The 26,242-nt window shown below is 62.7% G+C and carries 23 protein-coding genes; 9 read left to right on the top strand and 14 right to left on the bottom strand.

The genetic code is table 11. The features are described 5' to 3' along the window. Positions 1-343: 343 nt before the first annotated feature. The 5 genes from HB860_RS13355 to HB860_RS13335 form a co-directional block, all read right to left on the bottom strand. Positions 344-1,549, bottom strand: coding sequence for a transporter (locus HB860_RS13355; RefSeq protein ID WP_139437526.1), 1,206 nt, complete (start codon positions 1,547-1,549; stop codon positions 344-346). Positions 1,550-1,612: 63 nt separating this feature from the next. Further along, positions 1,613-2,272 (bottom strand): hypothetical protein, encoded by a 660-nt coding sequence (locus tag HB860_RS13350; protein ID WP_247626968.1) that lies wholly within the window; start codon positions 2,270-2,272, stop codon positions 1,613-1,615. Positions 2,273-2,279: 7 nt separating this feature from the next. Then, positions 2,280-2,957, bottom strand: a complete 678-nt coding sequence (locus HB860_RS13345; protein WP_247626967.1) for a C39 family peptidase — start codon at positions 2,955-2,957, stop codon at positions 2,280-2,282. A 54-nt stretch (positions 2,958-3,011) separates the two neighbouring features. Further along, entirely contained in the window at positions 3,012-4,004 is a 993-nt protein-coding gene (locus HB860_RS13340; RefSeq protein ID WP_247626966.1) for a hypothetical protein, read from the bottom strand. A 192-nt stretch (positions 4,005-4,196) separates the two neighbouring features. Next, positions 4,197-4,775, bottom strand: coding sequence for a hypothetical protein (locus HB860_RS13335; protein WP_233721003.1), 579 nt, complete (start codon positions 4,773-4,775; stop codon positions 4,197-4,199). 368 nt (positions 4,776-5,143) lie between these two features. Here HB860_RS13335 and HB860_RS13330 point away from each other — a divergent pair, with 368 nt between their 5' ends. After that, positions 5,144-6,445: a sigma-54-dependent transcriptional regulator gene (locus HB860_RS13330; protein ID WP_247626965.1), complete on the top strand. Its 1,302-nt coding sequence runs from the start codon at positions 5,144-5,146 to the stop codon at positions 6,443-6,445. A gap of 191 nt (positions 6,446-6,636) precedes the next feature. Here the strand turns inward: HB860_RS13330 and ggt are convergent, their stop codons facing one another. Further along, positions 6,637-8,418: a gamma-glutamyltransferase gene (gene ggt, locus HB860_RS13325; RefSeq protein WP_247626964.1), complete on the bottom strand. Its 1,782-nt coding sequence runs from the start codon at positions 8,416-8,418 to the stop codon at positions 6,637-6,639. A 115-nt stretch (positions 8,419-8,533) separates the two neighbouring features. Here ggt and HB860_RS13320 point away from each other — a divergent pair, with 115 nt between their 5' ends. Next, complete coding sequence (locus tag HB860_RS13320; RefSeq protein ID WP_247626963.1) at positions 8,534-9,148, top strand: GDSL-type esterase/lipase family protein; 615 nt, start codon at positions 8,534-8,536, stop codon at positions 9,146-9,148. Positions 9,149-9,230: 82 nt separating this feature from the next. Here HB860_RS13320 and rdgC read toward each other — a convergent pair whose 3' ends face one another. Next, on the bottom strand, positions 9,231-10,142 hold the full coding sequence (rdgC, locus tag HB860_RS13315; protein ID WP_139437535.1) for a recombination-associated protein RdgC: 912 nt from the start codon (positions 10,140-10,142) through the stop codon (positions 9,231-9,233). A gap of 180 nt (positions 10,143-10,322) precedes the next feature. Between rdgC and HB860_RS13310 the strand changes: the two genes are divergently transcribed. The 3 genes from HB860_RS13310 to HB860_RS13300 all read left to right on the top strand — a co-directional run bounded on the left by HB860_RS13310 (position 10,323) and on the right by HB860_RS13300 (position 15,926). Beyond that, the gene (locus HB860_RS13310; RefSeq protein ID WP_005331882.1) at positions 10,323-10,751 is read left to right on the top strand and encodes a GNAT family N-acetyltransferase; all 429 of its coding nucleotides are present in this window, start codon (positions 10,323-10,325) and stop codon (positions 10,749-10,751) included. A gap of 107 nt (positions 10,752-10,858) precedes the next feature. After that, a complete protein-coding gene (locus HB860_RS13305; protein WP_247626962.1) occupies positions 10,859-12,085 on the top strand; it encodes an exonuclease SbcCD subunit D C-terminal domain-containing protein in 1,227 nt (408 codons plus the stop codon). Between the two features lie 82 nt (positions 12,086-12,167). Next, positions 12,168-15,926 carry an AAA family ATPase gene (locus HB860_RS13300; RefSeq protein ID WP_247626961.1) on the top strand — a complete coding sequence of 1,253 codons (3,759 nt, stop codon included), beginning with the start codon at positions 12,168-12,170 and terminating at the stop codon, positions 15,924-15,926. A gap of 138 nt (positions 15,927-16,064) precedes the next feature. On the opposite strand, the gene crr is transcribed toward HB860_RS13300, so the two are convergent. The 4 genes from crr to cysK all read right to left on the bottom strand — a co-directional run bounded on the left by crr (position 16,065) and on the right by cysK (position 20,056). Continuing rightward, positions 16,065-16,574 (bottom strand): PTS glucose transporter subunit IIA, encoded by a 510-nt coding sequence (crr, locus tag HB860_RS13295; protein WP_005325875.1) that lies wholly within the window; start codon positions 16,572-16,574, stop codon positions 16,065-16,067. A 43-nt stretch (positions 16,575-16,617) separates the two neighbouring features. Further along, positions 16,618-18,345: a phosphoenolpyruvate-protein phosphotransferase PtsI gene (gene ptsI, locus HB860_RS13290; protein WP_139437541.1), complete on the bottom strand. Its 1,728-nt coding sequence runs from the start codon at positions 18,343-18,345 to the stop codon at positions 16,618-16,620. Between the two features lie 44 nt (positions 18,346-18,389). Continuing rightward, positions 18,390-18,647: an HPr family phosphocarrier protein gene (locus HB860_RS13285; protein ID WP_005303128.1), complete on the bottom strand. Its 258-nt coding sequence runs from the start codon at positions 18,645-18,647 to the stop codon at positions 18,390-18,392. A 440-nt stretch (positions 18,648-19,087) separates the two neighbouring features. After that, entirely contained in the window at positions 19,088-20,056 is a 969-nt protein-coding gene (cysK, locus tag HB860_RS13280) for a cysteine synthase A (protein ID WP_202046831.1), read from the bottom strand. Positions 20,057-20,219: 163 nt separating this feature from the next. Between cysK and HB860_RS13275 the strand changes: the two genes are divergently transcribed. Genes HB860_RS13275 through HB860_RS13265 form a run of 3 tightly spaced genes read left to right on the top strand, consistent with a single transcriptional unit; the run spans position 20,220 to position 23,403 of the window. Then, positions 20,220-21,062: an AAA family ATPase gene (locus HB860_RS13275; RefSeq protein WP_247626960.1), complete on the top strand. Its 843-nt coding sequence runs from the start codon at positions 20,220-20,222 to the stop codon at positions 21,060-21,062. Beyond that, positions 21,063-22,226, top strand: coding sequence for a vWA domain-containing protein (locus tag HB860_RS13270; protein WP_247626959.1), 1,164 nt, complete (start codon positions 21,063-21,065; stop codon positions 22,224-22,226). It abuts the gene before it with no gap. A 55-nt stretch (positions 22,227-22,281) separates the two neighbouring features. After that, positions 22,282-23,403, top strand: a complete 1,122-nt coding sequence (locus tag HB860_RS13265; protein ID WP_247626958.1) for a beta-ketoacyl-ACP synthase III — start codon at positions 22,282-22,284, stop codon at positions 23,401-23,403. 79 nt (positions 23,404-23,482) lie between these two features. Here HB860_RS13265 and tsaA read toward each other — a convergent pair whose 3' ends face one another. Next, complete coding sequence (tsaA, locus tag HB860_RS13260) at positions 23,483-24,187, bottom strand: tRNA (N6-threonylcarbamoyladenosine(37)-N6)-methyltransferase TrmO (RefSeq protein ID WP_247626957.1); 705 nt, start codon at positions 24,185-24,187, stop codon at positions 23,483-23,485. A 198-nt stretch (positions 24,188-24,385) separates the two neighbouring features. Between tsaA and HB860_RS13255 the strand changes: the two genes are divergently transcribed. After that, positions 24,386-25,378 carry an NAD-dependent epimerase/dehydratase family protein gene (locus HB860_RS13255; RefSeq protein WP_247626956.1) on the top strand — a complete coding sequence of 331 codons (993 nt, stop codon included), beginning with the start codon at positions 24,386-24,388 and terminating at the stop codon, positions 25,376-25,378. A 62-nt stretch (positions 25,379-25,440) separates the two neighbouring features. Here HB860_RS13255 and HB860_RS13250 read toward each other — a convergent pair whose 3' ends face one another. Further along, a complete protein-coding gene (locus HB860_RS13250; RefSeq protein WP_247626955.1) occupies positions 25,441-25,827 on the bottom strand; it encodes a DUF488 domain-containing protein in 387 nt (128 codons plus the stop codon). Positions 25,828-25,836: 9 nt separating this feature from the next. Beyond that, a complete protein-coding gene (gene rcsF / locus HB860_RS13245) occupies positions 25,837-26,208 on the bottom strand; it encodes an Rcs stress response system protein RcsF (RefSeq protein ID WP_005325859.1) in 372 nt (123 codons plus the stop codon). Positions 26,209-26,242 lie beyond the last annotated feature (34 nt).

Genomic DNA, 26,242 nt, shown 5'->3' with positions numbered 1-26,242 from the left:
CTAGGCTCGCCTACCCTGTAGTGCAAACAGGGGGATCCCATAAACCGCGACCGAGTTTTCGCGTCATGACTAGCGAATGGCGAAGGGCATGTGTTCCCGGTGATTCGGCGGCCGAATAATAGGGGGCATCACTCCCTTTTGGGCGCAGATGCGTTGAGCTCGAGGGCGTCCCGGCACTCCTCTCTGGGGAAGTGGCTGCCGGCAGGGCTCGCTGGCAGTCAGGAGGCAGATGAGACGACAGAGGGAGGCATCATGCCTCCCTCTGTGATGGGTGAACACCTGGATCCGCTTCAATGGCATGGGACCATCATCTGCCCGCTCAGGCTGCATCGACTCGCCGCTCTCAGAACCTATAGGGGAAACGCAACCCTATGCTGTAGTCAGGCGCATCCGTGGTGAGCCCTGCCGACCAGTTGACTGCCATGGAGAGCTTGTCCGTGATGGCCCAGGTGGACCCCATACCGAAACTGGCCGCGTTGGCATCGGAGCCGGTTACCTTCTCCATGTCAAAGCCTTCGGCCCCCTGGCTGGATTCGAGGGTGATGCGCTGGTTGATGTTGAAGGAGAGGCTGAAGCGCTCGTTCAGTGCAAACGCGACCCCCAATCCATATTCATACCAGTCACCGAGCTGGATGCTGCCGGGCTGATCGCCGGGCTGGTAGGAGACATCGTCAAAGTCTTGCTTGAGGCTGTGGCCATAGTTGAGGTTGGCGAACAGGATGGCGGGATCCAGGGTCTTGACCAGGGAGAAGCCGGTGGACAGCTGCCAGAGCCCGTTGCCGGTGGCGAGCTCCTTGGGGACCATCAGGTTGCCAGATTCTGAGGTAATGAGCTCTATCCCGTAGGGATCCTTGCCGGTCGGCGCCTTGGCCCGCAGGTTCCACACCAGATCCGGCCAATCTTCATCCTCGGCCAGGACCCTGTAGTAGATGGCGAGACTGAGATCGCCGAGCCCGCCATCGCTGACGCTCTGCTCCTCAAAGTCGCGGCTGGAGTTCTCCTTGCCGGTGCTCTGATAGTTGGTGTTGCGATACATGTAGGGCACCGCAAGTTCCAGCTGCCAACGATCATTGAGGGTGTAACGGGTCACCAGGTCTGCGGTCCATTGATCCGAGCGGACCCTGTCCAGGTTGATTTCGCCCAGGAAGATGGCGTCCAGCGCCAGGAAACCGCGCAGGGCGAGATCCTTGCGGTTGTAGTGCTGGTAAGAGAGGCCGAAGTCGAGGGTCAGCGCACGATCGAACACGTTGTGTTGCTCGATCATCAGGTCTTCGGTACTGCGACCGACTTCCGGCGTGCGCCGTGCCGTATCGGGTTGGGAGGAGGCGGCGACGGCGGCCCCGCTTGCTCCTCCTGCTGTGGCGGCAGGCGTGGCTCCCGAGGCCTTGACGGCCTCCAGGCGAGCCTGTAATTGATGGAGGGCCTGATTTTGCTGGATCAATTGCTGACGCAACTGATCCAGCTGTTGTTGCAGGGCCTCTTCTTCTGCAGTTGCGCCCCAGCAGGTGAAGGGGGTCAGTGCAATCAACAGCATGGTCGACTGTTTCATCGAGATACGTCCTTGTTGTTTATTATCCTTTTTTATAGTTCAACCCATGGGATTCACCTGCTGTTAGCGAGAGAACCAGATCCGGGTCTGATTCAGGGTCTGCAATCCGTCTCCCCTGACCTTGTTGAACTGCAGCAGACCGCGGCTGAAGTCGGTGCCTCTCAGGCTCTGTTCCAGCAGGACTCGTCCGTCGGAGGAGTTTAGTTGCAACCCGGCGTAATTGCCCGAGACCCGGTAACTGGCTGTGCCAAGATCCCCCTGGTGCTCGTAATTGCCCGCGGAGACGATCTGTCCCGTCATTGCGGGGGGCGTCAGTGTAATACCTGCCTGGTTCACCGAGCTGTTTCCGCTCCCCTCCAGTTGCACGACCTGCACCAGGCCTGCGCCTTGTACGGAGGCACTCTGGGGCGTCGTTGTGACAGCCTTGACCTCATCCTTGATGCGGACATCCAGCTTGGGTTTGTTGTGCACCACGCTCAGCGCCAGGTTCATGGCGGCCGTTTGTTGGGCCTGGGCCGTGGTCAGGGATGAGATGAACTCGATGCCGAAGTAGCTGATCCCGTGGCTGCTGACGTAGCGGCCACGCAGATGGGCCAGTTCCCCATCGGCCAGTTCGGGGGCAAAGCTGTCTGACAGCAGTGCCAGAGGATCCGAGGCGGCCAGCAGCGGAGAGGCAAAGCCACCCAGACTGCAGATGAGGCATATGGCGGGTCGGGTATTCATGATGACCTCACATTAGCTCTTTGTGCTGAAAACCAAATTCCAGCAGGGATGTTTCATTGAGGGGGGCGAACAGCCCATCTTTTCCTCTGGCAGACAGGGGAGGAGCAGGGTTGGCAAGGGGCGCATCAGGCCGATAGCCAGCGCCGATCACAGCAAGCAGTATGCCGTTCCAGCTCTCCTTGAACTCCTTGAAGGTGATCACTCGATTGCCGAGGGCGGGGTCTGCCAGATAGACACGGTCGTGGCGATCGATGGCGCGCAGCACGGCAAAGTGCTGGTAGCCGCGAATATTGAGCAGCACTATGGTGGGGACTCTCACCTGCCGCAATTTTTCATCTCCTAGGCGATAGCCTCTGACACGCATGCCGAGCATCTGCAAATATTGCTTCATGTCGAGCATGGAAAAGCCGAAATTCTTGACCTGTTCAGGGTCAGCCATGGCCAGCATGCCGTCCATCACCCAGCGTTCATTGGTTACGTGGCCGTAGGAGTAGCGCAGTATGGTGGCGACTGCGGCGGCCCCACAGCTGAAATCTGTATGTTGGCGCTCGATATTGGCATAACGGCGCTCCAGAATGCTCTGTACCGGTTTGCTGAGATCCCCCAGTGCCGGGAGATGTTCTCCCAATGGCATATTGGCCGACCAGGCAGCAGGGCAGAATAACAACAGCAGTAGCCAGCGCATTGAGACCTCCATGTCCTGAAAAAAAGGGGGCGCAAAGGCCCCCTCTGAAGTGCATTACTTGGCAAAGCCTGCGGCCAGCGAGAGGTTGTTCGCTTGCAGGTTGTTGGTGCCCGACGACACGTTCACCCCGATGTTGCCCACGGCACCGTTGAAGGCGCCGCCATCGATGGTTGCCCGGTTGAAGGTTTCGCGGCTGGTGTAGGTATTGACCACGGGTATGAAGCCAGTGGCATAACCGCTCAGCTTGATATCACCCTCTTCCTCGAACTTGAACTTGGAGTCCTTGCTGCCATCATCGTCCTGATTGTCATAGTCGATGTGGCCCCAGAGACTGCCGCCATTGGGATGATCACCATCCTTCCAGATTTCCGGATAGACGTTGTTGGTCTGCTTGCTCGTCCCTTCGTACTCACCCTCGGCTTTGAGTTTGAGGAAGATGGGGTTGTAGTCCACGGTCTTGGTGGCGCTCAGGCTCTTGTTTTCGGTCATGTTCTTGGACACGCTCTGGCTGTTTGCCACCGTGGCCACGGCCATGTTGCCGGTGGACACCGAGGCCGCCATGTTGTTGGCCTGAACGTTACCCGAGCCAGACGTCACGTTGGCACCTATGTTGCCCGCGGCATCCTTGAATGCCCCATCGCCGATCCCGGCCTTGTTCTGATGGCCGTGGTTGGCAGTCCAGTTATTGCTGGCGCTTTGGGTGGAGAAGATCTCGGCATCCGAAGAACCACCGGCCATGCCATGTTGTTGGCCACGACCCATGATGAATTCGGCATCGACTTCGTCATAGGCTGCCAGGGCACCACTGTTGCCTTGTACGTTGGAGTCACCGGCCGCCACGTTGGCACCGACGTTACCGGATGCACCCTTGAACGAGCCGTCAATCTTGCTCGTGTTCTCCGTTCTTGTATTGTTCGTGCCGATCATGGAGCTGGATTGCTGGTTGTCCACGACCGCCATGCCGAGTTTGTTGACGTTGATGTAGCCGCCGACACGAACCTCGCCTTCGTACTCCACATCGACCTCTGCCTTGACCTTCTTGGTCAAGGTTGCCCCTGTCTCATCCCTGTCACCGCGGTAATCGGCGGAGGCGGTGCCCGACATGGCCATGACAACCGCAGCGGCTAATGAGCTATAAATAAGTCCACGCATAATGAGTCTCTCCATTGAACTTTCTGTGGAAGATTTGCCCATCGGCTGAATCTAAGCCCCCGGACTCGGCTTCCGATCCCTGCGACATCATGGGGATGTCGTTACTGCGCCAGCCAGAGGCAGGGAGACCATGTTGACTGCCTGGTTTCCCTGTCCCGTGACCTGGTTCACCTGGATGACGCCTTTGCTGCCCGTCAGGGCGTTGTCATCCAGATAGATGCTGGTGGTGGTGTTGGAGGGCACCTTGCCTGAAGGTGTCTTTGCCACACTGGTGCTGAGGTTGATGTCGGTCACCACGCCGATGCCGCTGTCATCCAGCGACAAGGCAAAGGCATTCAGCTGCTGGTTGGCTTCACCTGCGCCCTGATTGATCCCGACCAGCCCCTGGCTCTGGCTCAGCGCCGAGCCCAGAATGGCAACGCTCTGGTTGCCATTGAGATTGGTAGTGGATTGATTCTGCTGGCTAAACTGAACGATGGCCGGCCCTGATAGGGCGATGGCGGCGAGGTTGCCCTGCTGGTTGTTATTACCGGCAACCATATTGACACCCATGGCGCCACGAATGTTGCTGAGTGCTTGCGAGCCGAGATCAACCCGATTCTCTGCTTGTGACTGAGGTGCGAATGCGGAAAGAGGAATAATTGCCAGTGCAATATATGTTTTCATTCTCTGTCTCCATATGCCAGGAGGGCTTATTAGAGAGAGCAATGAGTGTGCCAATTGGTAACTTATTGATATATATTGTTTTTGTATTTGAGTTATTTGTGTTTAAGTCTCAGGTTTGATAATGAACTTTTATATGATTCATCAACACATTGTTTATCAATGACTTTATTTTTTCTCACCGTTAATTTTGCTGTCTCATTATTGTGGTGTCATCAGTCTAAATGCGGGATGGTTTATAGTTATCATCGTCTGGCTACCTTGAGTTGGCGTCATTTGATGAACGTCATGCTCTGTCCAGATGAAGGAGTGAGCCTCAAAGAGCAATGGTCAGACTCTCTCGTGCAGAGGCGATAACAAGGAGTTTCCCTATGACAGAAACGGCATTGTTACTCATCAATTCATGTGCCGTACTGGAAAGCCTGCTGGTAAAAAGCGAGTGGCAAGTGGAGCAGGCGAGTTCCCTGGCGGTGGCAGAACAGAAATTGCAGGAAAAGGCTTATCCCCTGGTGCTGGTGGTGATCAAGCCGGAGCAGTATGACGCCTTGTATTCCCTGATTGGCCAACACTCCAGCAGCCTGTGGATTGGCCTGATCGAGCGTGATTGCCTGGCCAGCGAGGCCCTGCGCAACCTGCTTGCAGCCTGTTTTCATGATTTTCACACCTTCCCGCTCGATCAGGACAGACTCTCCCACAGCCTGGGTCATGCGCTGGGGATGGCACAGCTCATCCGGCGCCATCGCCCCAAGATGCCGGCTCAGCTGCGTTTCATCCAGGGGGAGAGCAGCGCCATTCGCCAGTTGCGCGAGCAGATCATGCGGCTGCAACATTGTCGCCTGCCCGTGCTGGTGACCGGGCCCAGCGGCACCGGCAAGGAGCTGGTGGCTCGTGAGCTGCACTACAGCACCTTCGGCGAAGACAGTCCCTTTGTGGCCGTCAACTGCGGCGCCATGCCCCATCAGCTGATCCAATCCGAGCTGTTCGGCCACGTCAAGGGCGCTTTCACCGGAGCCCAGAGCCGCAAGATAGGCAAGATTGAGGCGGCCGATGGCGGCACCCTGTTCCTCGACGAGATCGGGGAGTTGCCACTGGAGGATCAGGCGACCCTGCTGCGCTTCTTGCAGGAGCAGAGCATAGAGGCCGTGGGCAGTCATCTGACTCGGAATGTGGATGTGAGGGTCATTGCCGCCACCAATATCGATGTGGAGCAGGCGGTGGCCAGCGGCGGATTTCGCATGGACCTCTACTATCGGCTCAATGTGGTGCGGCTGCGCACCCCTGCCCTGTGCGAACGGGCCGAGGACATCCAGCTGCTTGCCGATGACATCCTGGCAGAAGTGCGGGGAGGGCGAATGCTGAGCTTTACCCACAAGGCGCGTCAGGCCATGCAGTCCTATGGCTGGCCCGGCAATGTCAGGGAGCTGCGCAACCGGGTGCAGCGGGCAGCCGTGATGTGTTCTGGCCCCTTCATCGAGGCCGATGACATGGAGCTGACCAACATGGACTCCCTGTTGCTAGATGGTTCGCTCAAGGCCGTGCGTGAGGCGGCGGAGCGTCAGGCGCTGCAACGGACGCTGGCTCGTTTCCCGGACCAGCTGGAGGAGGTGGCGCGCACCCTCGACATCTCGCGCGCCACCCTCTACCGGCTGCTGGACAAGCACGATCTGCTGTAGTCCCCGTCATTGCGTGCATGGCGGCCCTTGCCCCACGCCGTTAAGTGCCAGATCCCGGGCCACAGGCCCGGGTTTTTATTGGTGCAAATGTGCGCAAACCGGTGGGGCGGTGGATGCGAGCTAGGGGCTGCCAGGGGGCCTTGCCAGCTGACACAGAGCGCGCGCCGCCCCCGTTGATGCGCGCCAGGGGATCACTCGCCCCTGGCAATCCCCTCCCGCCTCGGGTCTGCGGCGCCAAACCAGCCGCCGGCATTGCGTTGCACCCCCTGCAAGCCAGAAGTCTGTTCATTGAGCAGCACCTCGTGACCCCTGGCCTTGAGTCCCTGGATAACGACCTCGGGCGTGCGCCCCTGCTCCAGCTCGGTGGGGCCGTTGCGGCTGCCGAAGTTGGGCAGGTTGATGGCCTGCTGCAGGTTCAGCCCCCAGTCCTGGGTGCCGAGCAGCGCCTTGCCCACGTAGTTGATGATGGCCGAGCCACCCGGGGAGCCCAGGCTCATCTCCAGCTGCTTGCTCTGCTTGTCGAACACCAGCAGGGGGGACATGGAGGAGCGCGGGCGCTTGCCCGGCTCCACCCGGTTGGCCACCGGCAGGCCAGCGGCATCCACCGAGGTGAAGGAGAAGTCCGTGAGCTGGTTGTTGAGCAGGTAGCCGTTGACCATCAGCCGGGAGCCGAAGCCGTCCTCGATGGAGCTGGTCATGGAGACCGCCATGCCGTCTCCATCCACGATGGAGACATGGCTGGTGGAGGGCAGCTCGGGGGTGGCATCCAGGCCACGGGCCAGTGCCTGCGGCGGGGTGCCCGGTTGGGCGATGCCCATGGACCTGGCGCCGATGAGTCGACCCCGCTCGGCGAGGTAGCCCTTGTCCAGCATGCCGCGCACCGGCACGGCGACGAAGTCGCCGTCGGCCACGTACTGGTTGCGATCGGCGAAGGCGAGCCGCGCCGCCTCGCTGTAAAGGTGGATTGCCTCGCTCGAGGCGGCCAGCCGGCCGTCCGGCCCGGGCACGGGTTTGAGCGCTGCCATGTCCCGGCTCTCCAGCATGCCGAAGATCTGGCCGAGGGCCAGGGTGCCCGAGGAGGGGGTCGGGAAGCCGCACACCTCGCTCTGGCGATAGTCAAAGCAGAGGCCGTCCCGCAGTCTGGCGCTGTAGCTGGCCAGATCCGCGGCGCTCAGCACCCCGGGGTTGGTGGGATGGGCGTGCACCTTGGCCACCATGGCCTCGGCGATGGGCCCTCGATAGAAGGCATCGGCACCGTCCCGTGCCAGCGTCCTGAGTACCCCGGCCAGTGCCGGGTTGGTGAGGCGGGTGCCCGCCGTCTTGGGGCTGCCGTCCGCCTGGTAGAAGTAGGCCCTGGCCTCGGGGTCTTTGGCCAGATAGGGATCCTTGGCGAGCAGGGTGGCCAGGCGTGGGCTTATCACAAAGCCCTGCTCTGCCAGGGTGATGGCGGGCTCGAACAGGCTGGCCCAGGGCAGCTTGCCATAGCGCTCGTGGGCCAGGGCCAGGGCGCGCACCGTGCCGGGGGCGCCGACCGAGCGACCGCCCACCACGCCGTCGTAGAACGCCATCGGCTTGCCGTCCTTCATGAACAGTTGATCCGTGGCCGCCGCGGGTGCCGTCTCACGGCCATCCACGGCCGCCACCTGCTTGCCATCCCACACCAGCATGAGGGAGCCGCCGCCGATCCCGGAGGATTGCGGCTCCACCAGGGTCAGTACCAGCTGGACGGCGATGGCCGCATCGACGGCGTTGCCTCCCGCCTTGACGATCTGGTAGCCCGCATCCACCGCCAGCGGGTTGGCCGCGGCCACCATGAAGTCGCGCCCCTGCCAGCCCGCCTTGTCGGTCCAGCCGCTGGCCGCCTCCGGGGCGATCAGTGTCTGGGGAGGGGGGACATAATGAAAGGCACTCTGGGGGGCGCAGCCGGTGAGCAGGCCGAAGGCGACCAGCAGGGCGAGGGGTTTGAGGGACATGACAGGCTCCTTGTCGGTTTCTTGTACACCCGTCGAAATGTGGCACAGTTGGAGCCCGATTGAAAGATTGTCTTGATACTCATATGGTTACAAAAATATCAAGGAGGAGCCCAGGATGCACAGAGAGGGGCTGGTGAGACGTTGCGTGACGGGGCTGCTCTGCCTGCTGCTGGCCGCCTGCGGGGAGCCAGGGTTCAGACCCCTGGCGGCGGGGGAGACCATATTGGCGTTCGGAGACAGCCTGACCGTGGGGCGCGGAGTCAACCCGGCCCAGAGCTACCCCAGCGTACTGGCGAGCCTGAGCGGTCACCCCGTCATCAATGGCGGGGTCTCGGGGGAGTTGAGCCGTGCCGGGCGGGCCCGCCTGCCCGGGTTGCTGGCCGAGCACAGGCCCGCTCTGGTCATACTGCTGGAGGGAGGCAACGACATACTGCACGGCAGCGGGGAGGGGGCGCTCAAGGCCAATCTCGCCGCCATGATAGAGGCGGTGCAGGGTAGCGGTGCCCAGGTGCTGCTGGTGGCCGTGCCTCGCAAGTCCCTGTTTGCCGACGGCGCCCCCCTGTACGGGGAGCTGGCAGAGCAGTACGGGCTGGTGCTGGACAACGACAGCCTTGGCGAGCTGCTGCGCACTCCCGGGCTCAAGTCCGACGCCGTGCACTTGAACGCGCAGGGATATGGCGCCCTGGCCGAGCGGCTGCACCGGCTGCTGCAGGCCCGCGGCGCGCTATGAGGGCGGTGTTCCTGCGCGTCAGCGGGGTAGCCCGGAATAAAAAAACCGCCATCAGGCGGTTTTTTTACAGGCAGGGGACAACTCAGAGGGACTGCTCTTCACCACCCAGGGCGGCAAACAGCGCCGGGATGAACTGGGCCAGCTCGGCGGTCACCAGGGCGAAGTCCGCATCCAGACGGGCGGCGGGATCCTCGCTGGTGACGTCGTCGTTCTGCTCGCGCAGCTCTTCGCTGAACTTGAGGCGCTTGATGGAGAGATCGTCCCCCAGCACGAAGCTCAGGGTCTCGCCCCAGTTCAGGGCCAGCTTGGTCACCAGCTTGTCGTTGGCCAGGTGATTCTTGATCTCCTCGCTCATCAGATCCTGCTGCTTGCAGCGGATGATGCCGCCGTGCTCCATGGCGCTGCGCAGCTCGGCCTCGTCTTCCAGGGTGAAGCTGGCGGGCAGATTGCCCTCGTTGAGCCACTCGGTCATGGTGATCTCGGGCGGGTTCTTGAGGGCCACCGGCACCACCGGCAGGGTGCCTATGCTCTTGCGCAGCAACGCCAGCAGATCGTCCGCCTTCTTGGCGGAGCCTGCGTCCACCACCATCAGGTTGTCGGCGGGACTTATCCAGGCGAAGGTCTGGCTGGTGCGGCTGAAGGCGCGGGGCAGCAGGGTATGCATGATCTCCTCCTTCAGCGCCTCCTTCTCCTTCTTCTTGAGGGCGCGGCCCTGCTCGAATTCGATCGCTTCCACCTTCTCCGCCAGCATCTCCTTGACTACTGTGCCCGGCAGCATCTTCTCTTCCTTGCGGGCGCAGAGCAGGATGTGACCGGAGGCTGAATGGGTCAGGGTGGAGCCGAATTTACCGAGGGGCTTGACCCACCCGAACCGGGAGATGTCCTGACTGCCGCACGGGGTGAAGGCACAGGCCTCGAGCTGGGTTTCCAGCTGATCCACGGTCAGGTCAAAGGGGCGGGTAAAGCGATAAATCTGCAGGTTTTTAAACCACATGGCGTCCTCGGTCTCATAGATTGTCCGGCGGGCATTGTACTAGAGAGGCGCTTTGTGATCAGCCAATCATTCTCGCTAAATAAAGGGCGATCGACTTCACATGGCCTCATCTTGACCGCCCGTCTTGTCATCGAACTCCCCTAGACTGCGAGTGTTCAAATTGTTAACAAGGATGCGAATATGTTGAGAGCGAGCCGGCCGGAAGACATGGAAGAGATCGTCGAGATCTGGCTGCTGGCATCCTTGCAGGCCCATGATTTCGTTGACGCTTCCTGCTGGTGGCAGGCTCAGGAGGAGCTGCGTACCCGCTACCTCGACCATGCCCGCATCTGGGTGTTCGAGGAGCGCGGCGAGCTGCTCGGTTTCATGGCCCTGGTGGATGACTACCTGGCCGCCCTCTTCGTGCGACCCGACCGCCAGGGGCGCGGGGTCGGCCATGCCCTGCTGCAGGAGGCCAAGCAGCAGGGGGGGGCGCTCCATACCCGGGTCTTCGTGGAAAACGAGCCGGCGGTGCGCTTCTATCGCCGCCACGGATTCAGGATCGGGAATGAAGTCTCGGATCCCCTGACCGGCCATCCCCAGTATGAGATGCATTGCCAGCCCGTCTGAATCTGACGTCAGCGGCCTGTTTTGCTTGAAAAAAGAGGGGCGTATCCTCATCTTGTCCTCATCGGGTACCACTGGCACCTCCCCTCTTATCTTTCGAGCCGTTTTTCATGAAGATCCTGCACACAGCCGACTGGCATCTTGGCCATCAACTCCATGGCCATGAACGCCGCTTCGAACACGATGCCTTTCTCGACTGGCTGACCGACACCATCAAGACGCGGCAGATCGATGCCCTGCTGGTTGCAGGGGATCTGTTCGATACCGCCAATCCGCCCGCCAGCGCCTGGCAGCAGCTCTATCGCTTCCTGGCCAGGCTGCGCGCCGAGATGCCCCGCCTCAACATGGTGCTGATCGGTGGCAACCACGACTCCCCCTCCAAGCTGGACGCCCCCCACGAGCTGCTGCGAGCCTTCGACCTGCACCTGGTGGGCAGCATCAGCCGGGACGGGGAGGGCAAGCTTGAAACCGATCGCCTGCTGGTGCCGCTGCAAGACAGGGAGGGCAAGGTGGCCGCCTGGTGCGCCGCCGTGCCTTTTCTTCGCAGCAGCGATCTGCGGGTGGAGCCGCTCGAAGAGGGGCAGGATCGGCTGATCGAGGGGGTTCGCCAGATCTACCAGGACGTGCTGGCGCAAGGCCGTGCGCGCTGCGAGCCCGGCCAGGCCCTTATCGCCATGGGCCACGCCTACCTGGCGGCGGGCCAGCTCTCGGAGCTCTCCGAGCGGCGGGTGCTGGGGGGCAACCAGCACGCCCTGCCTGCCGACATCTTCGCTGCCGCCGAATACACGGCCCTTGGCCATCTCCATCTGGCCCAGAGCCCGGCCGAAGGGGTGCACTACAGCGGCTCGCCGCTGCCGCTCTCCCTGGCCGAGGCCAACTACAACCACCAGGTGCTGGAGGTCAGGTTTGAGGGGGGCAAGCTGGCGGGGCTGGAGCGGATCCCCGTGCCCCGTGCGGTGGAGATGATCCGCCTGCCCCAGGGCACACTCGAGGAGGCGTTGAACGCCATAGAGGCGCTCTCCCTGCCCGACTGTCCCCAGGAGGCGCAGCCCTTCCTCGAGGTACGGCTGCTGCTGCCCAAACCCGAGGCGCGCATCCGCGAGCGCATTCTGGCGGCCATGGCGGGCAAGCCGGTGCGTCTGGCCCGCATCAGCACCCAGTATCAGGGCTCGGGGGCGGGGCTGGCCGATGGTCGCGAGCGGCGCAGGCTGGATGAGCTCGCTCCCACGGAGGTGTTTCGCCTCTGCTATCAGCGGCAGTTCGAGGGGGAGCCGGCGGCCGAGTTGGTGGCGTCGTTTGAAGAGATCCTGGAGCAGGTGAAGGAGTCCAACTCATGAAAATCTTGTTGCGCTCCGGTGAGGGCCAGGCGCGAGCAAGCCGCCCCGAGCATAAAGAGATGCGGATGAAGGAGTGCCATTCATGAAAATCTTGTCTCTGGCAGGGGAGAACCTGGCCAGCCTGACCGGGGCTTTCACCATCGACTTAACCAAGGGGGCGCTGGGCGCCGCCGGGCTCTTTGCCATCACCGGCAATACAGGCGCGGGCAAGAGCACCTTGCTCGACGCCATCTGCCTCGCCCTCTATGACGAGATGCCGCGCTTTATCGCCAATCGCAAGCATGTGGCCGAAGTGGGCAGGGCGGATGACGAAGAGAAGCTCAAGGCGAACGACGTGCGCGGCATCTTGAGCCGTGGCCACGCCAGTGGCTGTGCCGAGGTGCAGTTTCGCGGCTGCGACGGCCGCATCTGGCTGGCGCGCTGGGCGGTGCGCCGTGCCCGCAATCGCTCGGAGGGGCGCTTCCAGGCCCAGGAGCGCAGCCTGACCGACGTCGAGTCGGGGCAGGTGTTCAGTGGCAGCAAGCGGGAGCTGCAGGATCGCATCGACGAGCTGGTGGGCCTCTCCTGGGAGCAGTTCCGCCGCGCCGTCATCCTGCCGCAAGGGGAGTTCGCCGCCTTCCTCAAGTCGAGCGCCGATGAGCGCTCCGCCCTGCTCGAGCGGATGACGGGCACCGAGCTCTACTCCGCCATCTCCATCCAGACCCATGAGCGGGCGCGGGCCGAGCAGCAGGCGCTGGCGACCATACAGCAGCGGCTCGGCGACGTGGCCCTGATGGATGACGAGACGCGCGAGCACTGGGTCGCCCGGCAGCTGAGTCTCTCCACCAGCCTCAAGCACGAGCAGCAGCAGCGTCAGCTGTTGCAGGACTTGCGGGATCTCAACGGACGGATTGCCGCCCAGTTGCAGGCCTGCCGGGAGGGGCAGGAGGCGCTGGCCGCCGCCGAGGCCGCTCACGGCGAGGCGGCGCCCGGGCGGGAAGAGTTTGCCCGCGCCGAGCAGGCCCAGGTGGCCCGCGCCGATCACGACGAACTTGCCCGCCTCACCCTGGAGGTGCAGCAGCAGGAGCAGCAGATAGGCCAGCTTGCGTCCCAGCTGGAGCAGGTTGAACCCGTGTTGCAGCAGGCCGCGCTGCGCGAGCAGCAGCTGCTGGCCGACAAGATTGCCGCAGAGCGGGAGTGGGGCGCCCTGCAACCCGAGCTCAAGCGGGCGCAGGAGCTCGATACCCGGCTCAAGGAGAAGAGCCAGCAGTTGCAGGAGACCCGGCAGCAGGGGACCCAGGCACGCGCCCTGCAACAGGCGCTGCAGCAGGAGTGGCAGCAGCAGGCGAGCCGGGTCGAGGCCCTGACGGTGCGCCGTCAGCAGTGGGCTCTCTGGCTCGAGGAGCGCAAGGCCCTGGCCCCGCTGGCGCGTCAGTGGCAACCCTTGCTCGCGGCCATCCAGGACTGGGCGGCGGACAGAGAGCAGTTGCAGCGCGTGCTGCAAAGCCGCGAGCACAAGGGCCATGCCCTGCGGGATCTCGTCAGCCGGCTGGCGCTGGGGCAGCAGGAGCGTGACTACTGGCAGCAGGAGCGTACCCGATTGCAACAGCAGCACGATGAGCTGCAGGGGCAGGAGTGGGACGCCGAGGTGGCCAGGGCGCAGGAGCAGCGTCAGGCCCGGACCGAGCAACTGGCCCGGGTTCGCCAACTGCTGGAGCTGGCCCAGGCGGGCCGCAACCACAGCGAACAGCAGGAGCGCTTGCTGCAGGAGATGGCGCAGCTCGAGCAGCATCTTGCCCGGCTGAGGGCCCAGCACGAGGAGCTGGCGCCGGCGCTGGCGCGGCTCGCCACCCAGCGCGGGGAGGCGCGCCATGCCCTGGAGCAGGCCCGCGCCGTGGCGAGCTTCGAGCAGTATCGTCACGTGTTGAGCGACGGGACGCCCTGTCCGCTCTGCGGTGCCGAGGAGCATCCCTACACCCGAAGCCAGCCCCAGGTGGCCGGCATACTGGCGCAACTGGCCGAGCGTGTCCGCCAGCTGGATCTGGAGTGGGAGCAGCTCAACCATCAGCATATTCAGGGGGAGAGCGAGCGGGTCGAGCTGGCGCGTCAGCTGGCTGTCCGTCAGCAGCATCAACCCGAGCTGGAGACACGGTCCGAGCAGTTTGCCCAGCGCTGGCTGCAACTGGGAGGGGATGCCCTGCCGGGGCAGGGGCTGCCCTTGCGGCAAAGCCCGGCGCAGTGGACCGAGCTGCTGGCTCGCCTGCTGGCACTGGGGGAGGCTCTGGAGTCGGATCTCGTGGCCGGGCAGCAGAAACTGCAGCAGGCCCAGCAGGGGCAGCAGAGGCTGCTGGGACTGCGCAACCAGCTGACCGAGCTGACCGCCCGCCATCAGCAGTTTGAGCAGCAGTGGCAGGAGGCCGAGCGGCAAAGGATTGAGTGGGAGGCCGAGCTGAAGGCGCTGGCCGAGCAGGAGGTGTCACTGCGCCAGCGCCTGGCACTAGGGGAGGCCCGCCTCGATGAACAGATGGGGGCCGAGCCCTGGCGCCAGTGGCTTGGCAGCCGGCAATGGCAGGAGTGGCAGCAGACCTGCGAGGCGTATCTGCGTGGACAGAGTGAGTGGGAGCAGCTTGGCGGCGAGCTAGCCACTCTGACCCCGGCCCTGAGCGCCCAGGAGGCGCGGGTGCAGAGCCAGAACGAGCTGCTGCACAAGCTGGAGCGCGACTACAAGGAGCATGAGCAGCAGCGTCAGGGGCTGCTCGCCAGCCGGGAGGCCTGCCTCGAAGGCCGATCCATCGCCCTGGTCGAGCAGGAGTGGCAACAGCGGCTGCAGCTGGCGGCCAGCCAGCTCGAGGAGGCGGTGACGGCGCTGCGGGTCGCCCGGGAGAAGCAGACCGAGCTCAAGGCCAGGCTGGCCCATCTCGAGCAGGACAAGCAGGTGAGCAGCCGTCGTCGCCGCGAGGCGCTGGGGCGCTGGGCGGCCCATGCCGGCACCCTCGGCATCGCCGAATATGATCTGCGTCGACTGCTGGCCATCACGCCGGATGAGCTCAGGGCTCGCCGCACCGCTTTGCAGCGCCTGGACGATGCCCTGGCAGAGGCCCGCACCCGGCTGACCGAGCGTCAGCGGGCGCTGGCCCAGGAGGAGGCCAAGCTGGCGCGCTATAGGGAGCATCATGGGGAGCTGACCGCCCTCACGGCCGAGGCCCTTGCCGAGCGTCTGGGGGCCTGCGAGGCCCATTGCCGCGAGCTGGAAGAGCAGCTGTTCCAGTGCAAGAGCACCCTGGCCCAGGCCGAGGCGGCGGCACTGAAGGCGGGCAGCCTGCAGGAGGCGCTGGCGGCCCAGCAGGCGGTGGCGGATCACTGGCTGCAGTTGTCCGAGCTTATCGGCTCCGCCAGCGGCGCCAAGCTGCGCACCTTCGCCCAGAGCCTCACGCTCGAACGTCTATTGTTGGAGGCCAATGCCCAGCTCGGCGAGCTGTCGCCGCGCTATCGGCTGGAGCGGGTGCCCGGTACGGATCTGGCGCTGCAGGTGGTGGATCTGGACATGGGGGACGAGGTGCGCTCTGTGGACTCCCTCTCCGGCGGCGAGAGCTTCCTGGTGTCGCTGGCCCTGGCGCTGGCACTCTCCAGCCTGTCGTCGCGCCAGACCCAGGTCGAGTCGCTGTTCATCGACGAGGGGTTTGGCACCCTGGATCCGGACAGCCTGGATCTGGCGCTCTCCAGCCTGGACTCCCTGCAGGCAGCGGGCCGCCAGATCGGGGTCATCTCCCACGTTCAGACTCTGGTGGAGCGGATCGGCGTGCAAATCAGGGTCGAGGCCCTCGGTGGGGGGGAGAGCCGGGTGGTATTGCCCTGGGGATGATGTGCGTCCATGGCAAAAGGCCCCTGTCACCGGGGCCTTTTGTTGGGAGAGGGGCAAGGGGCGAGCTCCGCCCATAAAAAAACCGAAGCCCGGGGCTTCGGTTTTTTGTTGCGGCAGCTGGCACCAGCCAGCGGCGCATTATTTCTTGATGCGGATAACCGGGGTCTCGCCCACGGTCACGGCGCCAGTCATCTTGATCAGCTCTTTGATCTCATCCATGTTGGAGATGACGACCGGAGTCAGGGTGGACTTCGCCTTGGCTTCCAGTACGGCCAGATCGAACTCGATGATGGTATCACCGCGCTTGACCTTCTGACCTTCCTGGGCGATGCGGGTGAAGCCTTCGCCTTTCAGCTCGACGGTGTCGATACCAAAGTGAACGAACAGCTCGATACCAGAGTCGGATTCCAGAGAGAACGCGTGGTTGGTCTCGAAGATCTTGCCGATGGTGCCGTCGCACGGTGCAACCATCTTGTTGCCAGCCGGCTTGATGGCGATGCCGTCACCGACGATCTTCTCGGCGAAGACAACGTCAGGTACATCTTCGATCGGCACGATTTCGCCAGACAGCGGAGCAAAGATTTCGATGCCACCGGTGTCAGAACTGTCATCGGAGACCAGTTTCTTCAGTTTATCAAACAGACCCATAGTAAAAGCTCCTAGAGATGATTGTCGCTGTTTGCAGCCGATCTTAGCAGACTGCCTTCTGCTTAATAAAGTTATCTACACAGGCTTCGATTTCGGCGGCGGTCGCATAGCTCAGTGCCTGGTCTGCCATTGCCTTCACATCTTCGAAGTTGGTGTTGCGGATAAGCTTCTTGATACGCGGTACAGAGATGGCGCTCATGGAGAACTCATCCAGACCCATACCCAGCAGCAGCAGGGTGGCGCGTTCGTCACCAGCCAGTTCACCGCACATACCGGTCCACTTGCCATTGTCATGGGAAGCGTCGATTACCATCTTGATCAGGGTCAGGACGGAGGGTGACAGCGGGTTGTACATGGCGGAAATCATCTCGTTACCACGATCGACGGCCAGAGTGTACTGGGTCAGGTCATTGGTACCGATACTGAAGAAATCCACTTCCTTGGCCAGATGATGAGCCATCACGGCAGCAGCCGGGGTCTCGATCATGATACCCACTTCGATGGATTCATCAAAGGCTTTGCCGTCGGCACGCAGTTCGGCCTTCAGCTGTTCCACGGTTGCCTTGAGGCTGCGGAACTCTTCGACGGAGATGATCATCGGGAACATGATGCGCAGTTTGCCGAAGGCAGAGGCACGCAGTATGGCCTTCAGCTGGGCGTGCATGATGTCTTCGCGATCGAAGAAAATACGCACGGCACGCCAGCCTAGGAAGGGGTTCATCTCTTTCGGGAAATTCATGTAGGGCAGTTCTTTGTCGCCGCCGATGTCCATGGTGCGGACGATGATCGGCTGATCCGGCATGGCCTCTGCCACTTCTTTGTAGGCCTTGAACTGCTCCTCTTCGGTCGGCAGCGCATCACGATCCATGAACAGGAACTCGGTGCGGTACAGACCCACGCCTTCGGCGCCATTGCGGATGGCACCCTCGGTATCCTTGACGGTACCTATGTTGGCGCAGACTTCGACCTGATGACCATCCAGGGTGATGGCGGGCAGGTCTTTCAGCTTGGCCAGTTCGTCCTTTTCGGCCTGGAACTGGGCCTGGAATTTCTTGGCTTCAGCCAGCTGCTCTGCGGTCGGGTTGATGATGATCTGGTTGTTGATGCCATCCAGTACCAGCATGTCACCGTTGTTGACGCGCGCAGTGATGTCGTTGGTGCCCACGATGGCCGGCAGCTCCAGGGAGCGGGCCATGATGGAGGTGTGAGAGGTACGGCCACCGATGTCGGTGACAAAACCCAGCACGTATTTCAGGTTGATCTGAGCGGTTTCGGACGGGGTCAGGTCTTTGGCGACCAGGATGACCTCTTCGTCTATGGTGCTCAGGTTGACAACGGCGATGCCCAGCACGTTCTTCACCAGACGGGTACCGATGTCACGGAAGTCGGTGGCGCGCTCGCGCAAGTAAGGATCGTCCAGCTCGGCCATCATCTTGGCGTACTGTTCGATCACCTCATAGATGGCTTTGTCGGCGGACGCCTTGTTGTCTTTGATGAAGGATCTGATATCCCCTTCCAGCTCCTCATCTTCGAGCAGCATGATGTGGCCTTCGAAGATGGCCTCTTTTTCTTCACCGAAGGTACGACCGGCCATCTCTTTGATGGCTTCCAGCTGTGCGGCTGACTTGGTGCGGGCTTCGAGGAAGCGGTTGATCTCGACGTCAATCTGGTCAGCAGAAATCTTGCCCTGATTGATAACGATTTCATCTTCTTTCAGAAGAAGCGCCTTACCGAATGCGATACCGGGGGACGCAAGAATGCCAGATATCATAATCCTTCCTATTAAAACGACTGTGGGGGAGGAGTAAAGCTGGATTACTCCAGCTCGTCCATCAGGGCAACCAGCTTCTCAACGGCTTTCTGAGCGTCCGGGCCGTCGGCCTGGATGGTCACGTTGGTGCCTTTGGTCAGGCCCAGGGTCTGCAGCTTGAACAGGCTCTTGGCGCTGGCGGATTTGCCACCGGAGACCACAGTGATCTCGCTTTGGAATTCTTTGGCTTCTTTCACGAACTGAGCTGCGGGACGGGTGTGCAGGCCGTTTTCAGCAGTAATAACAACAGACTTCTCGTACATGGTTTCACCCCATATTATTGATATTGTGTGGAGAGATGGTCGCTAATGAGGCTTCCTGTCTCACCGTGTCAGTATGGATATGTTGTAAAGTAACGAAATCAGACCTGCAATGGTTTAATCCAGGTCAATTTTCTGTGCAGTATTCGGCGTCCAGGCTAAGTCTTTTCGTTATCGGGCTGCAAGCCGCGTCAGGACTGGCCTGAAATTAATTTATAACGAAAAATAACACTTTGTTACCTTGTGATACCTAGCCGGTAAACACCTCGTGACGCGGCACAGGATATGAGATTTATCACAGAATGTCTGCTTTTTTTGTCAGACCCAAGTTTGTTATTTTACCCCAAAAAATAAGGGGTCGACTGACACTGATGGCTACTGAGTTTAGCGCATAATGAAAACGGCGCCCCTGGGGCGCCGCTGTTTTGATGTAAGACGATCAATTACTGCTGCAGTTCCTGCTCGCTGAACACGCCGGCGAAGAGGGCGCTGGAGAGATAGCGCTCGGCGGCGCTCGGCAGCACGACGACTATGGTCTTGCCCTCGAACTCCGGCAGCTCGGCCAGACGGGCGGCAGCCACCACGGCGGCGCCTGAGCTGATACCGGCCAGTATGCCTTCCTCTTCCATCAGGCGGCGAGCCATCTCGATGGACTCCTCGCTGCTCACCTGTTCGACGCGATCCAGCAGGGTCAGGTCCAGGTTGCCCGGAATGAAGCCGGCGCCTATGCCCTGGATCTTGTGGGGACCGGGCTTGATCTCTTCACCCGCCAGTTTCTGGCTGATGACGGGGGACTCGGAGGGTTCGACCGCCACGGAGACGATGGCCTTGCCCTTGGTCTGCTTGATGTAGCGGGAGACCCCTGTGATGGTGCCGCCGGTGCCGACGCCGGCCACAAACACATCCACCTCGCCGTCGGTGGCGTCCCAGATCTCGGGACCTGTGGTCTGCTCATGGATCTCGGGGTTGGCGGGGTTTTCGAACTGCTGCAGCAGCACATACTTGCCCGGCTCGGATTCGAGGATCTCGTTGGCCTTGGCGATGGCGCCCTTCATGCCCAGCGGGCCTTCGGTCAGCACCAGGTTGGCACCGAGCGCCTTGAGCAGCTTGCGGCGCTCCAGGCTCATGGTGGCAGGCATGGTCAGGGTGATGGGATAGCCACGGGCCGCAGCCACGAACGCCAGGGCAATGCCCGTGTTACCGCTGGTAGGCTCGATGATCTCCTTGCCCTTGGTCAGCACGCCGCGTTTCTCGGCATCCCAGATGAGATTGGCGCCGATCCGGCACTTGACGCTGAAGCTCGGGTTGCGGCTCTCGATCTTGGCCAGCACGCGGCCCTTGGTAACACGGTTGAGACGAACCAGCGGGGTGTTGCCTATGGTCTGGCTGTTGTCCTCAAAAATTTTGCTCATGGTGCTATCCCTGTGTTTGTTAAGGCGATGAAACAAGATTACCCTGTGGTTTCTGAATGAGAAGTGACGAATCGTTATAACAATATGTTATTACAACATATAGAACTTATTCTCTCTCGCCGAAGGACCTCGTGGTTCTCCTGCGACCAAAGGAATGGATCTCATGGGATTTGCAGGAAGCGATCGCTATCTCGCATCAAAGTCACTGAGTATGGCCGTCAATGCCGCCATCGTGCTGGAGAAGCCGCTGCTGATCAAAGGGGAGCCGGGGACCGGCAAGACGGTGCTGGCGGAGGCGGTGGCCGAGTCGCTCGGTGCCGACCTCATCAGCTGGCACATCAAGTCCACCACCAGGGCCCAGCAGGGGCTCTATGAGTATGATGCGGTGGCTAGGCTGCGGGACTCCCAGCTCGGGGATCCGCGGGTCGGGGACATCAATCACTACATCCGCCGTGGCAAGCTGTGGCAGGCCTTCGCTGCCTCGCAGAGGCCGGTGCTGCTCATCGACGAAATCGACAAGGCGGACATCGAGTTTCCCAACGATCTGTTGCTGGAGCTGGATCGGATGGAGTTCGACGTCTATGAGACAGGGGAGCGCGTCAAGGCACGCCAGCGTCCGGTGGTCATCATCACCTCCAACAACGAGAAAGAGCTGCCGGACGCCTTCCTGCGCCGCTGCTTCTTCCATTACATCCGCTTCCCCGACCAGGCCGAGATGCAGGCCATAGTCCAGCTGCACCATCCCGACCTCAAGGAGAGCCTGCTCGGCGAGGCGATGGATCTTTTCTTCGAGCTGCGTAACGTGGAGGGGCTGCGCAAGAAGCCCTCCACCTCCGAGCTGCTGGACTGGATCCGCCTGCTGCTGGCCGATGACATCGCCCCCGAGGCGCTGCGCAGCCGGGAGCCTGGCAAGCTGGTGCCCGCCCTCTACGGCGCCCTGCTCAAGACGGAACAGGACTTGCACCTCTTCGAGAAGCTCGCCTTCCTGGCGCGTCGCGGCGGCTGAATGCTGATCGACTTCTTCCTTCACCTGCGCCGTCACAAGCTGCCCTGCAGCCTGCGGGAGTTGCTGGATCTCTACGGGGCCCTGGCGGCCGGACTCGCCAGCGTGGACATGGACGACTTCTATCGCTTGTCCCGCAGCCTGCTGGTGAAGGACGAGGCTCACTATGATCGCTTCGATCGCGCCTTCGCCGAGTACTACCAGGGGCTGGAGGCCATCCCCTTGCTGCCCGAGACGCTGCCGGATGACTGGCTGCGCCAGGAGTTCGAGCGGCTGCTGAGCTCTGAGGAGAAAGCCTTGCTCGGATCCCTCGGCGGGCTCGACAAGCTGCTGGAGACCCTCAACCAGCGCCTGCGTGAACAGAAGGCGCGCCACACCGGCGGCAACAAGTGGGTGGGCACCGGGGGCAGCAGTCCGTTCGGCCATGGCGGCTTCCACCCCGAGGGGATCCGCATGGGAGGCGAGGGCCGGCATGGCAAGGCAACCAAGGTGTGGGAGGCGCGCCACTATCGCAACTTCAGCGACGACTCGCCGCTCGGCCAGCGGGCCATCCAGCTGGCCCTGCGCAAGCTCAGGCGCTGGGTGCGCAAGGGCAATCCCTCGGAGCTGGATCTCGACGACACCATCCAGAGCACGGCCCGCCAGGGCTGGCTCGATGTGAAGCTCAGACCCGAGCGCCACAACGGGGTCAAGCTGCTGGTGTTCTTCGATGTGGGGGGCTCCATGGATGCCCACGTGGCCGAGGTGCAGCGTCTCTTCAGTGCCCTGCGCCACGAGTTCAAGCACCTGGTGTTCTTCTATTTTCATAACTGCCTCTATGACGTCGTCTGGCAGGACAACAACCGCCGTGCCCAGGAGCGTGTCGACACCCTGAGCTTGCTGCGCACCTACGGCAGCGACTATCGGGTGATCCTGGTGGGGGACGCCAAGATGGGTCCCTACGAGATCACCTGGCCCGGTGGCAGCGTGGAGCAGTGGAACGAGGAGCCCGGCCAGGTGTGGCTGGAGCGACTGCAGCACCACTTCCCCCGGCTGGTGTGGATCAACCCTGTCCCCAGGCAGGAGTGGCTCTGGCACCCCTCCATCAGGCTGATGAATGATGTGATTGGCGGGCGCATGCACCCGCTGACCCTGGCTGGTCTCGCCGCCGCGATCGACCAGCTGTGACCCCCTGAACCCTAAAAAACAGACAAGCCGGGATTGCACCCGGCCAGGAGCAAAGATGACCTCTATCGTAATCAGTGGCTCAGGCCTCTATACCCCGCCCTTTGCCGTCAGCAATGAAGAGCTGGTGGCGGCCTTCAACCAGTATGTGGATCTCTACAACGAGGAGAATGCCTCCGCCATCGATGCGGGCCAACTGCCCGCCAAGCAGCATTCGAGCTGCGAGTTCATCGAGAAGGCGTCCGGTATCAAGAGCCGCTATCTGGTGAGCAGGGAGGGGGTGCTGGATCCGGACATCATGCAGCCCCTGCTGGCGGAGCGCCCCGATGACCAGCCCTCCATCATGGTGGAGATGGCAGTGGCCGCCGCCGAGCAGGCGCTGATCGCCGCCGGTCGCGAGCCGGGGGAGATAGATCTGGTCATCGTCGCGGCCTCCAACATGCCGCGCCCCTACCCGGCGCTGGCCATCGAGCTGCAGCACTATCTGGGGGCGAGCGGAATGGCCTTTGACATGAACGTGGCCTGCTCCTCCGCCACCTTCGGCATCAAGACGGCGGCGGATCTGCTGGCGGCCGGCACCGCCAGACTGGCCCTGGTGGTGAATCCCGAGATCTGCTCTGGGCATCTCAATTTCCGCGACAGGGACAGCCACTTTATCTTCGGCGACGCCTGCACCGCCGTGCTGCTGGAGCGGGAAGAAGATTGCAAGGTGGCCAACCCCTGGCAACTGGTGGCCAGCAAGCTGGTGACCCAGTACTCCAACAACATCCGCAACAACTTCGGCTTCCTGAACCGCTTCAGCCCGCGCACCCGCTATGGGGATGACAAGCTGTTCCGCCAGCAGGGGCGCAAGGTGTTCAAGGAGGTGCTGCCCCTGGTGTGCACACAGATAGAGGGACAGCTGGGGGAGCAGGGCTGGCAGGCGGGGGAGCTGAACCGCCTCTGGCTCCATCAGGCCAACCTCACCATGAACCAGTTCATCGGTCGCAAGCTGCTGGACCACGACGCCAGCCAGCAGGAGGCACCGGTGATCCTGGACAGCTACGGCAACACCAGCTCGGCGGGCTCCGTCATCGCCTTCCACCTGTTCAACCAGGACTTGCCGAGCGGGGCCCGCGGGGTGCTCTGCTCCTTCGGCGCCGGTTACTCCATCGGCAGCCTGCTGTTGCAGCGCCGCTGAGTGCCGCCATCCGGCGGCGGCAGCAAAAAACCACCCGAGCGGGTGGTTTTTTTATGGGCCTGGGCTGGCGAGGAGAGGATCAGGCGGGCTCTATGGCCGACACCAGGCAGTCTGGCTCGCGGATGCGAAAACGCACATTGAGCTCGAACAGCCTGACCCCGTACTCCTTGTCGTCCGGCTTGCCCTTCTTGTAGGCGGGACGGGGATCCTGGGCCAGCACCTCGCTCACCAGCTGGCGCAGCTCGGGGTGGGTCTTGAGCCAGGGCATGAGCTGCTGCTCCGCCTCTGGGCTGAAGCTCACCGCCAGCGGCGGAGTGGGGGCCTCGGGGGCGAAGCCACCCCGTGCCTGGGGCAGGCTGTCGGCATAGGGAATGTAGGGCTTGATGTCGACCACAGGGGTGCCGTCCAGCAGATCCACGGCGCCGAGGTCGAGCCACAGTTTTCCTCGCTCGCGGCCCACCCCGTGCAGCTCGACCACGGAGAGACCGAGGGGATTGGGGCGGAAGGTGGAGCGGGTGGCAAAGACCCCGACCCGCTCGTTGCCGCCGAGGCGCGGCGGACGCACCGTCGGGTGCCAGCCCTGGGCCATGGTCTGGTGAAACACGAAGCTGAGCCAGAGGTGGGAAAACTGCTCTATGCCGCGCAGCACGTCCGGCTGATCGTAGGGAGGCAGCAACTCCAGGCGGGCACGGGCCGATTTGACCAGGCCGGGCTGGCGGGGGATGGCGAACTTCTCCTTGTAGGGAGAGCGGATGATCCCTAGGGTGTCGATGTGGAACTTCATGGCGGATCCTGGCTGAAAACCCCGGCAATGTAGCACAGGCGGACCGAAAACGCAGGCGTCGCCACAGTCGTGGGCCCCTGTGATCCCGGTCGCAGAGCGCGGCATCCGAGGCTGTGCCCTGGCGTCAACTTGCGTAGGGTGGGAGAAGAACAGGGATTGGCCGGGGTCATGGCACCGCGGCGCACAGGAGAGACAGGGATGAAACTGCTTATTATCGGCGGCACCGGCTTTTTGGGGCGCCACCTCAGCTCGCTGGCCCTGGATTGGGGTCATGAGGTGACGCTGTTCAATCGGGGTCACCGCCAGCACCCTGACTGGCGCGAGCTGACCCAGCTGCAGGGGGACAGGGATCAGAGCCTGGAGCCCTTGCTGGGGGAGGGACTGCACTGGGATCTGGCCATCGACACCTGTTGCTATGACCCAGCGCAGGCGGCCAGCCTCTCGACAGCCCTGCTCGGGCGCTGCGAGCGGCTCATCTTCATCTCCACCATCAGCGTCTATCGGGACTTCGCCCGGCCCGAGATGGACGAGTCGGCGCCGCTGCACCAGGTGGCCCCCGGCGAGTCAGCCAGCGGCTACGGTCCGCTCAAGGTCTTGTGCGAGGCCGAGTATCGGGCTCGCTGGGGGGAGCGACTCTGCATAGTGCGCCCCGGCGTGCTGTGCGGCCCCTTCGACCCGACCGGTCGCCTGGCCTGGTGGGTGCAACGGGTGCAGCAAGGAGGACCCTGGCTGCTGCCGGGGGAGGGGCAGGACAGGCTGCAATACCTGGACGTGCGCGACTGCGCCGAGTTCGTGCTGCGGGCCGCCGAGCAGCGGCTGGAGGGCTGCTTCAACCTCGTCAAGCCCGGCATCTTGCTGGTGGACTGGGTGGAGCGTCTGGCGGCCCGCCTGATACCGGTCTCCCCCTTGCAACCGGAGTGGATCCCCTGGCCTGCCCTGATCGCGGCCGGGGTCGAACCCTGGCAGAGCTATCCCACGCTGCTGCCCAACACCCAGGCCGAGTTTGCCGGCTATGGCAGCATCAGCGCCGAGGCCGCCATCGTCCACGGTCTGAACTTCCGGCCGCTGGAGGAGACGGTGGCCGATCTGGTGGCGTGGCTGGCCAGCAACGAGCAGGCGATTACGGCGGGCATGACCCTGGCCGAGGAGGCGGCGCTGCGGCAGCGGGTGCGGGAGCTTTCACCGTCATAGGTCGGCAGGGGGAGGCGCAGAGGCAAAACGAGAGAGGGCAGGGTGCCCTCTTTGCCCTGGCGTCAGCGCAGCAGCGCGCCGCACTCTGCCAGCAGTGCCTTGAGCAGGGCTCGATGGCAGCGGGACTCCTGCTCGCAGTAGCAGCCCACTGACAGGTTGGTAGTGTGGGAGAGGGCCGCCAGCAGCGCCAGATCGTGGCGGGCAGCGGGGCTCGCCATCTCGGCCTTGTACTGCTTGCAGAAGGCGGCCCACTGGGCCGGGGTCTCGGCGGCCTGACCGAGCTTCATGGTCTCGGCGCTGGGGGCCAGGTTGGGGAACCAGACGTCGTACCAATCCTGGCTGGCAAAATCGCTCTTGGGCACGCCGCGGGGCGGGCGGCGCACTGTGCCGATGCGCAGCCCCTCATCGGGGAGACGGGGGCTGCCGAGGCGGACGATGGCGAGAGCCATGCCGAGACCTTACTTCTCTTCGGCCACTTTCAGCGCCTGGCCGTAGCAGATCACCTGCTTCAGGCAGCCCGGCACATCGCTGAACTCGGCGCACTTGTCGAAGCTGACGCCGTTGCCGCCCATGTCGGCCACGCGGCGGCGGGCCAGGGTACGGGCCTCGCCGGCATTGGGCACCGCCTGATTGGCGTCGGCCTGGCAGGACTCGCCCTCGACTGTGCCGAGGTAGAGGTAGTTGAGGTCGGCGAGCTGGTTCTGCTCATAGATCCGGACGCCGCCCGGCTTGAAATACTCGTCGAAGTTTTCCTTGTCCAGATTGCTGTTGAAGGCGAAGTCGGCACAACCGGAGGCAATCAGGGGCATCATCAGGATCAGGCGTTTCATGTCGAGGTCTTGTTGAACAGTGAGGGGGCCATTA

Origin of the sequence: Aeromonas genomosp. paramedia, assembly GCF_023093515.1 — a bacterium.
In the GTDB taxonomy this organism is placed as follows: Bacteria; Pseudomonadota; Gammaproteobacteria; order Enterobacterales; family Aeromonadaceae; genus Aeromonas.
Note: the sequence above shows the minus strand (reverse complement) of the source record. Positions and strands in the feature narration are given on the sequence as shown.

Bases quoted from the DNA above. Each gene is read 5' to 3' on its own strand.
- HB860_RS13355 (WP_139437526.1), bottom strand. From the start codon at position 1,549: ATGAAACAGTCGACCATGCTGTTGATTGCACTGACCCCCTTCACCTGC.
- HB860_RS13350 (WP_247626968.1), bottom strand. From the start codon at position 2,272: ATGAATACCCGACCCGCCATATGCCTCATCTGCAGTCTGGGTGGCTTT.
- HB860_RS13345 (WP_247626967.1), bottom strand. From the start codon at position 2,957: ATGCGCTGGCTACTGCTGTTGTTATTCTGCCCTGCTGCCTGGTCGGCC.
- HB860_RS13335 (WP_233721003.1), bottom strand. From the start codon at position 4,775: ATGAAAACATATATTGCACTGGCAATTATTCCTCTTTCCGCATTCGCA.
- HB860_RS13330 (WP_247626965.1), top strand. From the start codon at position 5,144: ATGACAGAAACGGCATTGTTACTCATCAATTCATGTGCCGTACTGGAA.
- ggt (WP_247626964.1), bottom strand. From the start codon at position 8,418: ATGTCCCTCAAACCCCTCGCCCTGCTGGTCGCCTTCGGCCTGCTCACC.
- HB860_RS13320 (WP_247626963.1), top strand. From the start codon at position 8,534: ATGCACAGAGAGGGGCTGGTGAGACGTTGCGTGACGGGGCTGCTCTGC.
- rdgC (WP_139437535.1), bottom strand. From the start codon at position 10,142: ATGTGGTTTAAAAACCTGCAGATTTATCGCTTTACCCGCCCCTTTGAC.
- HB860_RS13310 (WP_005331882.1), top strand. From the start codon at position 10,323: ATGTTGAGAGCGAGCCGGCCGGAAGACATGGAAGAGATCGTCGAGATC.
- HB860_RS13305 (WP_247626962.1), top strand. From the start codon at position 10,859: ATGAAGATCCTGCACACAGCCGACTGGCATCTTGGCCATCAACTCCAT.
- HB860_RS13300 (WP_247626961.1), top strand. From the start codon at position 12,168: ATGAAAATCTTGTCTCTGGCAGGGGAGAACCTGGCCAGCCTGACCGGG.
- crr (WP_005325875.1), bottom strand. From the start codon at position 16,574: ATGGGTCTGTTTGATAAACTGAAGAAACTGGTCTCCGATGACAGTTCT.
- ptsI (WP_139437541.1), bottom strand. From the start codon at position 18,345: ATGATATCTGGCATTCTTGCGTCCCCCGGTATCGCATTCGGTAAGGCG.
- HB860_RS13285 (WP_005303128.1), bottom strand. From the start codon at position 18,647: ATGTACGAGAAGTCTGTTGTTATTACTGCTGAAAACGGCCTGCACACC.
- cysK (WP_202046831.1), bottom strand. From the start codon at position 20,056: ATGAGCAAAATTTTTGAGGACAACAGCCAGACCATAGGCAACACCCCG.
- HB860_RS13275 (WP_247626960.1), top strand. From the start codon at position 20,220: ATGGGATTTGCAGGAAGCGATCGCTATCTCGCATCAAAGTCACTGAGT.
- HB860_RS13270 (WP_247626959.1), top strand. From the start codon at position 21,063: ATGCTGATCGACTTCTTCCTTCACCTGCGCCGTCACAAGCTGCCCTGC.
- HB860_RS13265 (WP_247626958.1), top strand. From the start codon at position 22,282: ATGACCTCTATCGTAATCAGTGGCTCAGGCCTCTATACCCCGCCCTTT.
- tsaA (WP_247626957.1), bottom strand. From the start codon at position 24,187: ATGAAGTTCCACATCGACACCCTAGGGATCATCCGCTCTCCCTACAAG.
- HB860_RS13255 (WP_247626956.1), top strand. From the start codon at position 24,386: ATGAAACTGCTTATTATCGGCGGCACCGGCTTTTTGGGGCGCCACCTC.
- HB860_RS13250 (WP_247626955.1), bottom strand. From the start codon at position 25,827: ATGGCTCTCGCCATCGTCCGCCTCGGCAGCCCCCGTCTCCCCGATGAG.
- rcsF (WP_005325859.1), bottom strand. From the start codon at position 26,208: ATGAAACGCCTGATCCTGATGATGCCCCTGATTGCCTCCGGTTGTGCC.